The sequence below is a fragment of the Streptococcus sp. 2021WUSS109 genome, from assembly GCF_044427305.1.
Taxonomy (GTDB): domain Bacteria; phylum Bacillota; class Bacilli; order Lactobacillales; family Streptococcaceae; genus Streptococcus; species Streptococcus suis.
This window is the reverse complement of sequence record NZ_JAOTGF010000023.1, coordinates 24,063-36,662: the sequence shown is the minus strand read 5'-3', so window position 1 is coordinate 36,662 and position 12,600 is coordinate 24,063. Positions and strand designations below refer to the sequence as shown.

Sequence of the window (12,600 nt, the reverse complement as noted above, 5' to 3'; positions counted from 1 at the left end):
GACTAGTCCCTCAAGAGACAACTCAATCATTCTATCATCTTCTACTGAACTTGTCAACACTTTTTCGAAACTTTTTTTCATTCCGCTACTGACTAGCCCCTCAAGAGACAACTCATTTATTCTATCACGACTTATACACATTGTCAACCAGTTTTTTGTTTTTTTACACTGAAAGTTCTATGTAGATACTAAAGCATAAGGTTAATTTCAAATAATATCGCTGAATCAGTCAATCAGGCACTTAGGTTACTATTGGCTAATTTCAACTTGAAATTTGTTTTTTCTCCTATTCCTTCTTCTCTTTGCTATAACCTATATAAAAAGAAAAAGAAACTGAACAGAACTTTTTATGATACTTCTGCCCAATTTCTTAATTCGATTAACATAATGTTAGTGACTAGCTTTAGCGAAAGTCTTTCAAATGAATTTGTAAATCACGTATCATTTCACGACGACCATTAAAACATTGTCCGCTAATTAATTTTTCGTATTTATCAAGTTGATCATTGCTCAGATTTTTTCGATAATCTCTCAAGGCACCTCTCAGCATTAATAGTTCATCGTTTATCAATCCCGGTGATTGTATTGCGTGAGATAATTCGTGAATATCTTCATGTGGCATACGGTCAAACTTGCGTTTTTGACTTTCCTGTTTGCGGATACGATCCTTGATTCGATTTCTGAACTTGACTTTGAAATAACAATATAATTGAACTTGTTCATCAACTAGCCACGGTTGATCTTCCAACAATTCAAACAAGGTCATCATTCCTTCTTGTTCCCAATCATCTCGATCCCATAGTTTAATGTAAAACTCTTTTCGAGCCTTGTTTACAATACCTTTGACACTTGCGTACACTTTTTCGAATTCCATTTCTTAATCTCCTTTTGTTGATGGTTTAAGTTTATCGAAAAGTGCTGCCTTTCTACAGGACATTTTTGTCTAGCTTACTTTATTTGATTTTTCTTTTGGCTCTTGTAAATACCCTGTTTCTGATGTGTAGCATGTAAAAAAGCCTTCGCCAAGATTATGTACTTAGCGAAGGCTTTGTGGTTATTTTAGTGGTTGAGAGTGAGGGCAGATCCGTTATGGAATGTCTTGCCCAGACTATTTTTATACTACTCTTTCGTATTAATTTTTTCTTTTACTTCTTCATAAGAAAGGGGATGAACATCTTCGTCATCGTGTTCAATATTCTCTGGCATTTTGCCTGTTTCATACAGAGATTTGATCTGAACACTGTCTAGGGTTTCGTATTTGAGCAATGCTTCTGCGATTAGTTTATGAGTTTCACGATTAGACTGAATAATTTCAGCTGCTTTATTGCGTGCTTCATTTAACAGATCACGTACTTCATTATCTAATTCGTAAGCAGTTTGTTCTGAAATGTGTTTATGAGTTGTCTGGCCACCAAACATAGCATGACTACCTTCATACTGCATTGGTCCCATTTTGTCACTCATACCATATTCTGCAACCATAGCACGCGCCATCTGCGTTGCTTGTTCGAAGTCGTTTGATGCTCCTGTGGTCTGTATATTAAAAATAATTTCTTCCGCAACACGACCACCCATAAGCCCAGCCAATTGCTCCTTCATATCTTCTTTAGAAAGAAGCATTTGATCTTCTTTAGGAAGGGCAATCATGTATCCACCTGCGCGACCGCGGGGAACAATTGTTACTTTGTGAACTTCACGTGCATTTGACAAGACAAGGCCGACAATCGTATGACCAGCTTCATGGTAGGCAACGATTTCGCGTTCTTTGGCTGAAACTTGACGGTCTTTCTTAGATGGACCTGCAATAACACGATCTTCTGCTTCGTCAATATCTGAAGCATCAATGACAGTCTTGTTTCGACGTGCAGCTACAAGGGCTGCTTCGTTAAGAACATTCTCTAAATCTGCACCAACAAATCCTGGTGTTTGTTGTGCTACTAATTTCAAATCTACATCTGCTGCTAGTGGTTTATTCTTCGCATGAACTTTAAGTATTGCTTCACGTCCTTTAACATCCGGACGACCAACCAATACTTTACGGTCAAAACGACCTGGACGAAGAAGGGCAGGGTCTAAAACATCACTACGGTTGGTTGCGGCAATGACAATAATCCCTTCGTTCCCTTCAAAACCATCCATTTCAATTAAGAGTTGGTTGAGGGTTTGTTCACGTTCATCGTTACCGCCACCCATGCCGACACCACGTTGGCGACCGACAGCATCGATTTCATCGATGAAAATAATGGCTGGTGCTGCTTTTTTTGCATCTTCAAATAATGAACGAACACGGCTGGCACCGACACCAACAAACATTTCAACAAAATCTGAACCAGAAATGGAGAAGAATGGTACACCCGCTTCACCCGCTACTGCTTTGGCAAGCAAGGTTTTACCGGTTCCTGGAGGACCCTCTAGTAGCACACCTGCTGGAATACGTGCTCCAAGTTTAGTAAAGCGTTTTGGATCCTTCAAAAATTCAACAACTTCAACTAATTCTTGTTTTTCTTCCTCTGCACCTGCTACATCTGAGAAACGTACCTTGATGTTACTTTGTTCCAAAGCTTTAGCTTTATTCCGTCCAAAGTTCATTGCACCACGTGCTCCACCACCACCCTGGTTCATCATCATCATGAAGAATACACCAGCAATAACAAGTGGCAACAAATTAAAGATAATGTTCAACCATAGTCCATTAGAACTTTCAGGTTTAATAGTAACCTTTACTCCATTTTCATTTGCAAGAGCTTGTAGCTCTGACAAATTCGTTTCTGACGGTAAAATTAGCGACTTAAAGTTTTTATACTTAACTTTACTAGAAACTTGGAATAACTTAATAGATGAAGCTAACTCATCTTTAGCTTCCTGTTCTGTTTTGTACTTACCAGTAATTTCAATAACACTTGAATTTGGTTGATAAGTAATTTCAGATACATTATTATTTTTCAATTCAGTTACTACTTGTGAATAACTGATTTCTTGAGTTGCTACTTGCTGACCAGCGTTAAAAAATTGAAAGGCTGTAACAATAGTGGCAATAACGAGAATAATGAGAAAAGGATTTTTTATAAATCCTTTATTTGGTTGATTGTTCATAATATAGTAGGAAACCTTTTTCTATTTTGTGTAAACTTCCTCTTTGAGTACACCAACATAAGGAAGATTACGATAATTTTCATCATAATCTAAGCCAAATCCAACTACAAATTCATTTGGAATAGTAAAGCAAGTGTAGTCTGGCTCGATTTCAACAACACGACCTTCTGGTTTATCAAGAAGAGTGGCAATTTTAATAGAAGCTGCCTGACGCAAAGCAAAGAGTTCTTTCAATTCTTTTAATGTGCGACCAGTGTCAATAATATCCTCTACGAAGATGATATGTCGACCTGCAACACTATTGTCCAAATCCTTGATAATCTTAACGGTACCACAACTCTCCGTTCCGCCATGGTAGCTAGAAACAACCATATAATCCGTTTCTACATGGGCATCAATATGTTTCATTAATTCTGCCATAAATGGGATAGAACCTTTTAAAATTCCTACAAGAATAGGATTCTTATCTGCATAGTCTGTTGCTAGAATTTGACCGAGTTCTTTGCATTTTGCAACGATTTCTTCTTCTGAAACAAGAATTTTCTTAATATCTTTGTCCAACATAGTTGTTCTACTCTTTCATTTTTATATATAAGGTAGCTTTAATTATATCATTTTTTACTGATTTACTCAAATCACTGCTAACAAGATTCGTAATTCCATAAATTTCTCCATTCTGCTCGATAATAAGCGCATTTTGTCGAACTTTCTGTGAGATTTTATTATCAATAAACCAACGGCGGAGTTTTTTATTTACTCCGTTTATTAAAATGGTATCCCCAGCCTGCCTTCTCCTCACTACAATTGGATTTTCTGTAGGAAAATATAAAATACTATCCGCTTCTTCCAAAGGATGATTGAGAGAAAAAATATATGAACCATAAGAAAAAATCCCCTCTGATTCTATCATGATTTTTTCTGGTTGACTATCCGTCTCTGGTCCTATTTTATAAATTTGAAAACGATGATAATCCTTTTCTAGCATGTAATCATTTTTCAATAAATGATAGTAGTTAGCTTTTGAACGCAAGATGTGTAATACTTCATTAAATTGTGGACGAGAGAGCTGTAAATCAGGAAATTTTTCCAAATATTCCTCTAATAGATAACTTTGTACCGCAGGTGTCTGTTGTTGAAAACTCATCACATCTGTAACGGATAAATCCTGTGTCAAATCTCTTAGCGCTTGAAATAGATTATTTGTATCAACTGCAAGATTATTGAGAGTAAGTTCGATTTTAGGATTTTCCTGTTTTAACTTTGGTAAATAGTCATTTCTGACTCTATTTCGAAAATATTTGAAATCTGCATTGCTAGAATCTTCAAAATGAAATAGCTTTTCAAAATCTGCCTTTTTAAAAGATAAAAGTGGTCGAATAAGTTCCCCTGTTGCAAAAGGCTGAATCGTTTGAATTGCTGATAAGTGACGTAAACGCCCTCCTCTAATCAATCGCATAAAGACAGTTTCTGCTTGATCATCTGCATGGTGGGCTGTCACTAGTGCAGTGTAGCCTTCCTTCTCCATGATTGTAGCAAAAAATCCATAACGCCATTTTCGCGCCGCTTCTTCTGAAAAAACACCTTCAAAATAGGAAAGATAAAAGGGAACATTACTTTCTTCTGCTAACTGTCTAAGATATTTTTCCTCAATGACAGATTCTTCTCTCTGTCCATGATTAATATGGGCAATTCCAAGTTCAATCCCTAACACTTGTTTGCATTCGTATAAAAGATGGAATAGGTTCATAGAATCTAACCCACCAGATACGGCTACTAGTACTTTCTTATGTTTATCAAAAAAGTGACCATCCAGTGTCACTTTTAAAAATCTATCTTTCATTTACTTTAAAATCCCGTAAATATCATTTGCAATTTGTGTAATCTCATCATAATTTGATTTATCTGTAAAAATAGATAAAACAAAAGGAGACCCTGCGTAAACAATCGCTACATCGTGTTTGACATCATCTGCATCGCCAATTTTATGAGCAACTGGAACTGAGATGTCTTTCGAAATACGTTGATTATCAAATTGAGTAGATAACAAACTTTCTAGCACATAGCCATTTTGAATATATAAGGCTTCCATCATTTTCCCTGCGATCTCAGCTGAAGTTTCACGTGTAACCATACTCCACTCACTACCTGTTTTAGCAGTTATTACTTGATAAAAATTGGAATCGAATTTATTAGCTACATAATAAGAAAGTAAATTACTAGCTACATTATCTGACTCTTTAGCAGTCTTATTGATCAATTCTTCCACTGAATAATCTTTGTTGTCAGGAGTTTTTGACAGTGAACCACTTCCTCCAGCAACATAAGCTCCTGGGAAGGATATAGATTCGGCTGTATATTTCACTTTAGTAGTCAAATCAATATACCCAGCATTCAGTTGCTCTTGAACGTAATAAAGAATTGGTAATTTAGCAATGCTGGCAGAATAGAATAGTTTCTCTTGATTTACACCTGCAGTTTGACCTGTTGACAATTGTTTCACATATATACCAATAGTATCTTTGGAATATTTGTTAGTCAACAACTCTTGAACAGCTTCTACTCTATTATCCGTTTTAGAAAGATTATTTACTGCAGTCCAACCTTTATCTGTAACATAGGCAAAATCACCTAGGGAAGTTGTTACGATTTTAGAAACCATAACAGCTTGATAGGGTTGTAAATCATTTTTTATTTCCGTAGCTTCGTTAGCAATTGGTGAGGTTAACAATGTGAAACCTTTTTTTGTCCAATAAGTTTGCTCAACAGTCGTTTCTGTAACAATTACATCATCAAATAGTAGATGCCTACTTGCAAGAATGTAGCCCTTGTCATCTATTTGGAAAACCAATTCTTTTTTGCTATTGACTAGAATATCCGTAATAGAAAAATGTTGGTTCGGCTGTAATTGTCCACCTGCTATAGTCAGTTCTTCATCCGAATAAAGATTCTCAGTTTGAAAAATATTTGGGTTTTGAGGGATAGTTTGAAAATACTGATCATAGATAGTATGAGTCAATTCGTATTCTTCTTGCGCTGTGAGTTCAAATGGTATTTCTGTACTATCGACCACCTGCCATCCAAACAAAACTGGCAATAACCATACGAGCAGTTTTTTCTGCATACTCCCTCCTTTCTACGATTCATTTTCTTCTAACTTTAATTCTCTATTCTTTTGATTCAACTCTTCTAATTTTTCATCAGAATGCTGTAAAAATTGCTCTACAATTTTAAAAATAGATTCGGTCATTTTGGTAACCCTGGAATATTGTAGACAAATTCCCCTTCTTTAGAGTATTGATACTTAGCCCGAACATACTTTGCTGCGTATTCCTCATTTTTCAATTTTGCAACCATCTCTGCTTCCTGCTTCTGTTCTTTGGTCAGTTCTTCGTAATTTTTTTCCAATTCAGCAAGTTTCTTTTCCTGCTGCTGAATATTAGTGTAAGTCCCAACAAGATTATAGGCAGGCAACATAAAAAGAAAGATAACTAGAATGAGAATTGCACCCATAAAACGATTTTTTTGTTGGCGTTCTGCCAATTGATGCTGAGTTTTTTTACGCTCCGACTGAATAAAGGCATTATTCAGTTGTAGAATTTTAGATTTCTTCATCTTTTTCTATCCTTTTTTCACTGATAATTTCATACATTTTCAGTGCGTCTTCTTTTTTAGTCGAATCTTTCATTTCAAGTACTTTTACAGTGAGTAGTTTATTACCAAATTGGATTTCAACCTGATCATTTACTTTTAAATCTGTTGAAGATTTCGCCAAAATCCTATTGACTTTTATTCGTCCTTTATCGGCAACTTCCTTCGCAACTGTTCGACGCTTGATAATGCGGGATACTTTCAAATATTTATCTAGTCTCATACTTTACCTCAGTTCACTATTTTACCATTTTTCAAGGTATTTGAGAAATTTATTCTGCCTTCCTTGCTTTAATTTCTTTTAATTTTTCGGCAAAAGAAATCAATTCCTCTAATATTTCATATTCTTTTTTCTGTTGAATGTTAAACATAACAGCTAGTTTTCCTTTATTTTCCGTTATCTGAGCTTTCAAATTTGTCACAGATAAAGCTTCAAAGTAATCTTGCGTTAGGAAAATTTGACCAGCCATAGGTTCGAATGTTACTGTCACTTGATGTTGTCGTCTAAGAACTGTATGACAGAAAACTTGGTCTAAAAATGACTTCAATAGACCGATTTCAAGCAAGTAGGCTACTACATCAGGATACTCTCCAAAACGGTCAATCAATTCTTCCTGTAATTCTTGATAGTTTACACGACTGTCAATATTCTTTATACGCTTGTAAATTTCAATTTTTTGTCGCTGATCACCAATATAATCACTTGATAAATAGGCATCAATCTGTAAATTGACCTCTGAATTACTCTTCTGACGTTGGGTTGCCTTACCTTGTTTTTCCAAGATAGCTTGTTCCAGCAATTGTGAATACATCTCATATCCCACAGAATCAATAAAACCTGACTGAGCAGCACCTAAAATATTTCCCGCACCACGAATGGACAAATCTTGCATGGCAATCTTGAAACCTGATCCTAGTTCTGTAAAGCCCTTAATGGCTTCCAAGCGTTTTTCAGCTACTTCTGTCAAGGACTTGTCTGGACGGTACATGAGATAGGCATAGGCAATCCGACTGGAACGGCCAACACGTCCTCTAAGTTGATAAAGAGTTGACAGTCCCATATGATCTGCATTTTCAATAAACAGTGTATTAGCATTTGGAATATCAACACCTGTTTCGATGATTGTTGTGGTCACTAGAATATCATACTCACCCTCTACAAAGGCATAGAGAGTATTTTCTAATTGGATCTCCGACATTTGTCCATGGACGTATCCTATAGTAGCTTCTGGAACCAATTCTTTTAATTCAGACACTTTCTGTTCAATGGTGTCAACTTTATTGTAAAGATAGTAAACCTGACCTCCGCGATCTATCTCTCGAAGCATTGCATCTCGGATAACGGAAGGATTTGTTTCCATCACATAAGTTTGTACAGGATAGCGATTTGTCGGTGGAGTCTCAATTACTGATAAGTCACGGATTCCCAACATGGACATTTGCAATGTCCGAGGAATCGGAGTTGCAGTCAAGGTTAGGACATCTATTTTCTTTTTCAGTTCCTTCAAGCGTTCCTTATGCTTGACACCAAACCGTTGCTCTTCGTCAATAACCAGTAAACCTAAATCAGCAAAAACAACATCTTTTGATAGAAGGCGATGGGTACCAATCAAGATGTCAACTTGGCCTTTTTTCAACTTCTCAAGTGTTTTTTCCTGCTCTGCCTTTGTTTTAAAACGACTCATAACATCCACATTGACGGGAAATTCTGCAAACCGTTCTTGGAAATTAGCATAGTGTTGCTGGGCTAAAACAGTCGTAGGTACAAGAATAGCTACTTGCTTGCCATCATTGACTGCTTTGAAAGCAGCGCGCATAGCTACCTCTGTCTTACCAAAGCCGACATCTCCTACCAGCAAACGATCCATTGGAGAGTCTTTTTCCATATCTTGTTTGATTTCATCAATGGAACGAAGTTGGTCGTCGGTTTCCACATGTGTAAAGTAGTTGTCAAACTCAATCTGATTCTCATCGTCTGGTGAAAAGGCAAAGCCTTTCAGCTGACTACGCTCCGCATAAAGCTTAATCAAATCATCTGCAATATCCTCCACTTGCTTCTGAACTTTTTGCTTAGTTCGTTGGAACCGGCCATCGTTTAGTTTATTAACTTTTGGAGCTTTCCCATCAGACGCTAAGTATTTGGAGAGAAGATCAATTTGTTCTACAGGAATAGAAATGCGATCGGAGTTTTGATATTGAACCGTTAAATAATCACGATGAATGCCTGAAATTTCAATAGTCTCAATTCCTAAGTATTGACCGATACCATGAACATGGTGAACAACATAGTCACCAACTGCTAATTCACTATAGTCCTTAATACGTTCAGCATTAGAAATATTGGTTCTACGTGTCTTACGCTTCATTTTCTTATTGAAAATCTCTTTTTCAGTGATGAAAACTAGTTTCTCATCCATCAAATGAAAACCTGAAACTAACTGACCAATCGTAACCTGTTGCTGACCTTCTACTAACTTATCTGCTGCATGTACTGGAAGATGGATATCATACTCTTGTAAAGTTTTCTGTAAAGTCTGTAAACTTACATCAGAACTCGCTTGAATAACAACGGTATTGTTTGATTTCGCATACCGAGTCAATTCATCTTTTAACAGTGGAATCTGGTGGAAAAACTCCTGCATAGGATGCTGTGTGAATTGGTAAAGAGCATCAAACTTTACATTGCCTAAACCTTTTTGAAAACTTGAAAAGAAGGTGGCAGGTTTGTATTTTCTCAATTCAGCGTAAGTTGAGGCAAAATATTTCAAACTTGACACTGTTTTACCCTTCTGTAAATCATCTGTCAACAAGTCTGCAATTTCTTTTTCAAATTTGGCCTGCTTATCAGCGATTTTATGAAAATCATCCAAAAATAAGGGAGAACTCTTTGGCAAGTAATCCAACAATGTCCATGATTGTTCATAGATACAGGACAAGAATTTACGCAAATCTGGATGCCGGTACTCCATCTGCATATCAGCTAAGACTTCTCGTAAGTAAGACTGTTGCTCCTCTAGGGTCGATTGTTCAATAGCTGTCTGAATGTATTGGCTAGCTCTACTATAGTCTTCCGAAGACAAAATGATATCGGAAGCTGGAGAGATCGAGATTTCGTCTAGATTTTCTAAGGATTTTTGACTGTCAACATCAAAGATACGAATGCCATCAATCTCATCTCCAAAAAATTCTATTCGGTAAGGAGTTTCTGCTTGCATGTCAAAAATATCTAGAATATCACCTCGTTGGCTAAATTCTCTCTGGGTTAATACACGAGACACTTTTTTGTAGCCGATGTTGACAAGATTCTTTACAAGTTTGTCAACTTCTATTTCTTGACCAACTTCAAGCTGTATTTTAGAACCTTTATAAGTCTCAGGACTCGGCAATAAGCCCCGACAAGCAGCCATACTAGCAACTAAAATTCCTGAACTGGTAGAATCTGTCAAGAAATTTAAACTGTCAATCCTTGATTGAGTCCGTTCTTTTGACGCAAAAACAAACTCGGCAATAGGACTATCATCTGTAAAAAAGTTGTAAACATTCTCACTTCCAATAATGGCTGCTAAATCTGCAACTAATTTCTCAGCATCATTTTGAGTAGCAGTCACAATCATAATCTTTTCGGCCAAACAATCATAGGCAGTCGCCATGACTAATGACTTACTGGTTCCAGTGAGTCCTAATAGTAGTTGGCGAGTTGACTTGTTTAAGCCAGACTGCCACTGATTGATTTGCTTGTTCTTGTGAAGTAAATCGAGTATATTCATTATCCGTTAAACTTTCTCATTACTGTATCAAAATCATCTTCTTCGAGATATACGTTGACAGCCTTGTCAAGTTTATCTAGTGCTAAGTCGATTTCAATACGGTCCTCTATATCAAAACCAGACAAGACATGGTTTACAACGCTCATTTTTCCTTTAGGACGCCCAATACCAATCTTGATACGGTCAAATTCCTGGGTTCCAATATGCTTGACAATGGATTTGATACCATTGTGGCCACCAGCTGATCCTTTTTGACGGAAACGGATTTTTCCTACAGCCATGTCCAAGTCGTCATAAGCTACTAAAATATCAGTTGCATCCAGACCATAATAAGTCATTAAGGCATGGACAGCCTTACCTGATTCGTTCATGAAGGTCGTTGGCTTTACTAGATAGATTTTTTCTCCGTCAATAAAGGTAGTAGCAATGTCCGCTTGGAAAATTTTATCGTGACTAAAGGTCACATTTTCACGTTTAGCAATCTTATCCAGCAGCATAAAGCCGACATTGTGCTTGGTTTCAAAATAGCGGTCTCCGGGATTTCCGAGACCGATGATCAATAGTGTCATTTTTTCTCCTTACATACCAAAAGGCTGGAAAATGCTTTCCAACCTAATTTTCTATTAGACGTTAAAGCGGAACTCCATGATGTCCCCATCTTGAACCACATACTCTTTTCCTTCTTCACGAAGGCGTCCAGCTTCTTTAACAGCCTTCTCAGAGCCGTAGGTCATTAAATCATCGTATGACATGGTAACGGCACGGATAAAGCCTTTTTCGAAGTCTGAGTGGATAATACCAGCACACTGAGGAGCTTTCATGCCACGCTTGAAGGTCCAAGCACGCACTTCTTTTTCCCCTGCTGTAAAGTAGGTACCAAGTCCAAGTAAGTGGTAGGCTGCACGGGTCAACTTGTCCACACCAGATTCTGTCAAACCAAGGGCTTCTAAAAATTCAACCTTGTCTTCATCGTCGAGTTCTGAAATTTCCTCTTCAGCACGCGCAGAAATCACCACCACTTCTGCATTTTCTGTTGCTGCAAAGTCACGGATTTGCTGAACATAACTGATAGAATCAGGATCTGCTACCTTGTCTTCATCGACGTTGGCAACATAGAGGACTGGCTTGGTGGTCAAGAGGAAGAGTTGCTTGACGATTTTTTGTTCTTCATCGGTGAAGTCAACCGTACGGGCAGATTTTCCGTCTTCCAAGACAGGTTTGATTTTTTCAAGGACTGCAAATTCTGCGACAGAATCTTTGTCTTTTTGCGTACGTGCCATTTTTTCTACACGCGCATAACGTTTATTGATGCTCTCCAGGTCCGCCAAAATCAATTCTAGGTTAATGGTATCAATATCTGCGATTGGGTCCACAAAGGCGTCTTCACGGCCTTGTTCACGCATGACATTTTCATCGTCAAAGGCACGCACAACGTGGACAATCGCATCAACCTCACGGATATTGGCCAAGAATTTGTTTCCAAGTCCCTCACCTTTAGAAGCACCTTTTACGATACCGGCAATATCGGTAAATTCAAAAGTCGTTGGGACTGTCTTTTTAGGGGTGATGAGTTCTGTCAATTTCTGCAAACGTTCATCGGGCACTTCCACCATGCCGACGTTTGGATCAATAGTCGCGAAAGGGTAGTTTGCAGCCTCTGCTCCTGCCTTTGTAATTGCATTAAATAAGGTTGATTTACCTACGTTAGGTAAACCTACGATTCCTGCTGTTAAAGCCATGTTTTTTTACTCTCCAATTAAAAATTCAATCATGACTATTATAGCAGAAAAGTAGAGAAAAAGCTTGTTGTTTGGCAAGCTTCGTTAAAAATAATGCTGAATAAACATTGCACATAAGAAGACAATGAAACAAAGAATGAGAAAGATAAAATCTCCTCTTGTAAGCTGTCGTTTGGATTCTTCGTTCAAGTATTCCCAAACATTTATTTTTCCTCGTTGTTCCACAACAATTTCCTTCTCAGGCTCTTTTCCTAAAACCAGATAATCCAGACTAACACCAAAGATTTCTGCCAGCTGGACCAGTTTGTCAATATCTGGCGTTGCTTCACCGGTATCACATAGTTAAAGATATT

The 12,600-nt window shown here is 37.4% G+C and carries 11 protein-coding genes and 1 pseudogene; all 12 read right to left on the bottom strand.

The genetic code is table 11. From position 1 onward, the window contains the following. Nucleotides 1-403: 403 nt before the first annotated feature. Nucleotides 404-874: a sigma-70 family RNA polymerase sigma factor gene (locus ODU37_RS08895; protein ID WP_024393242.1), complete on the bottom strand. Its 471-nt coding sequence runs from the start codon at nucleotides 872-874 to the stop codon at nucleotides 404-406. Between the two features lie 245 nt (nucleotides 875-1,119). Continuing rightward, on the bottom strand, nucleotides 1,120-3,093 hold the full coding sequence (gene ftsH, locus ODU37_RS08890; RefSeq protein WP_249562516.1) for an ATP-dependent zinc metalloprotease FtsH: 1,974 nt from the start codon (nucleotides 3,091-3,093) through the stop codon (nucleotides 1,120-1,122). 21 nt (nucleotides 3,094-3,114) lie between these two features. Further along, nucleotides 3,115-3,657: a hypoxanthine phosphoribosyltransferase gene (gene hpt, locus ODU37_RS08885; RefSeq protein WP_012775463.1), complete on the bottom strand. Its 543-nt coding sequence runs from the start codon at nucleotides 3,655-3,657 to the stop codon at nucleotides 3,115-3,117. A 7-nt stretch (nucleotides 3,658-3,664) separates the two neighbouring features. Beyond that, on the bottom strand, nucleotides 3,665-4,933 hold the full coding sequence (gene tilS / locus ODU37_RS08880; protein ID WP_248019130.1) for a tRNA lysidine(34) synthetase TilS: 1,269 nt from the start codon (nucleotides 4,931-4,933) through the stop codon (nucleotides 3,665-3,667). Continuing rightward, nucleotides 4,934-6,214 carry a serine hydrolase gene (locus tag ODU37_RS08875; protein ID WP_248019129.1) on the bottom strand — a complete coding sequence of 427 codons (1,281 nt, stop codon included), beginning with the start codon at nucleotides 6,212-6,214 and terminating at the stop codon, nucleotides 4,934-4,936. It lies immediately after the preceding gene. A 12-nt stretch (nucleotides 6,215-6,226) separates the two neighbouring features. Further along, complete coding sequence (locus ODU37_RS08870) at nucleotides 6,227-6,340, bottom strand: SP_0009 family protein (protein WP_004194325.1); 114 nt, start codon at nucleotides 6,338-6,340, stop codon at nucleotides 6,227-6,229. Beyond that, on the bottom strand, nucleotides 6,337-6,705 hold the full coding sequence (locus tag ODU37_RS08865; RefSeq protein WP_004194327.1) for a septum formation initiator family protein: 369 nt from the start codon (nucleotides 6,703-6,705) through the stop codon (nucleotides 6,337-6,339). Before ODU37_RS08865 ends, ODU37_RS08870 begins: the two co-directional genes overlap by 4 nt. Next, nucleotides 6,692-6,964: an RNA-binding S4 domain-containing protein gene (locus ODU37_RS08860; RefSeq protein ID WP_248019128.1), complete on the bottom strand. Its 273-nt coding sequence runs from the start codon at nucleotides 6,962-6,964 to the stop codon at nucleotides 6,692-6,694. Before ODU37_RS08860 ends, ODU37_RS08865 begins: the two co-directional genes overlap by 14 nt. 49 nt (nucleotides 6,965-7,013) lie before the next feature. After that, nucleotides 7,014-10,508 carry a transcription-repair coupling factor gene (gene mfd, locus ODU37_RS08855; protein WP_249562515.1) on the bottom strand — a complete coding sequence of 1,165 codons (3,495 nt, stop codon included), beginning with the start codon at nucleotides 10,506-10,508 and terminating at the stop codon, nucleotides 7,014-7,016. Continuing rightward, nucleotides 10,508-11,077 (bottom strand): aminoacyl-tRNA hydrolase, encoded by a 570-nt coding sequence (pth, locus tag ODU37_RS08850; protein ID WP_248019126.1) that lies wholly within the window; start codon nucleotides 11,075-11,077, stop codon nucleotides 10,508-10,510. The genes mfd and pth overlap by 1 nt, the downstream gene beginning before the upstream one ends. Before the next feature lie 54 nt (nucleotides 11,078-11,131). Beyond that, nucleotides 11,132-12,247, bottom strand: coding sequence for a redox-regulated ATPase YchF (gene ychF / locus ODU37_RS08845; RefSeq protein WP_248019125.1), 1,116 nt, complete (start codon nucleotides 12,245-12,247; stop codon nucleotides 11,132-11,134). 84 nt (nucleotides 12,248-12,331) lie between these two features. Further along, a pseudogene (locus ODU37_RS08840) lies at nucleotides 12,332-12,583 on the bottom strand (helix-turn-helix domain-containing protein); the annotation flags it as partial. Nucleotides 12,584-12,600: the final 17 nt, after the last annotated feature.

Coding starts and splice junctions, on each gene's coding strand:
- ychF (WP_248019125.1), bottom strand. CDS start 12,247: ATGGCTTTAACAGCAGGAATCGTAGGTTTACCTAACGTAGGTAAATCA.
- pth (WP_248019126.1), bottom strand. CDS start 11,077: ATGACACTATTGATCATCGGTCTCGGAAATCCCGGAGACCGCTATTTT.
- tilS (WP_248019130.1), bottom strand. CDS start 4,933: ATGAAAGATAGATTTTTAAAAGTGACACTGGATGGTCACTTTTTTGAT.
- ftsH (WP_249562516.1), bottom strand. CDS start 3,093: ATGAACAATCAACCAAATAAAGGATTTATAAAAAATCCTTTTCTCATT.
- hpt (WP_012775463.1), bottom strand. CDS start 3,657: ATGTTGGACAAAGATATTAAGAAAATTCTTGTTTCAGAAGAAGAAATC.
- ODU37_RS08860 (WP_248019128.1), bottom strand. CDS start 6,964: ATGAGACTAGATAAATATTTGAAAGTATCCCGCATTATCAAGCGTCGA.
- mfd (WP_249562515.1), bottom strand. CDS start 10,508: ATGAATATACTCGATTTACTTCACAAGAACAAGCAAATCAATCAGTGG.
- ODU37_RS08875 (WP_248019129.1), bottom strand. CDS start 6,214: ATGCAGAAAAAACTGCTCGTATGGTTATTGCCAGTTTTGTTTGGATGG.
- ODU37_RS08870 (WP_004194325.1), bottom strand. CDS start 6,340: ATGACCGAATCTATTTTTAAAATTGTAGAGCAATTTTTACAGCATTCT.
- ODU37_RS08895 (WP_024393242.1), bottom strand. CDS start 874: ATGGAATTCGAAAAAGTGTACGCAAGTGTCAAAGGTATTGTAAACAAG.
- ODU37_RS08865 (WP_004194327.1), bottom strand. CDS start 6,705: ATGAAGAAATCTAAAATTCTACAACTGAATAATGCCTTTATTCAGTCG.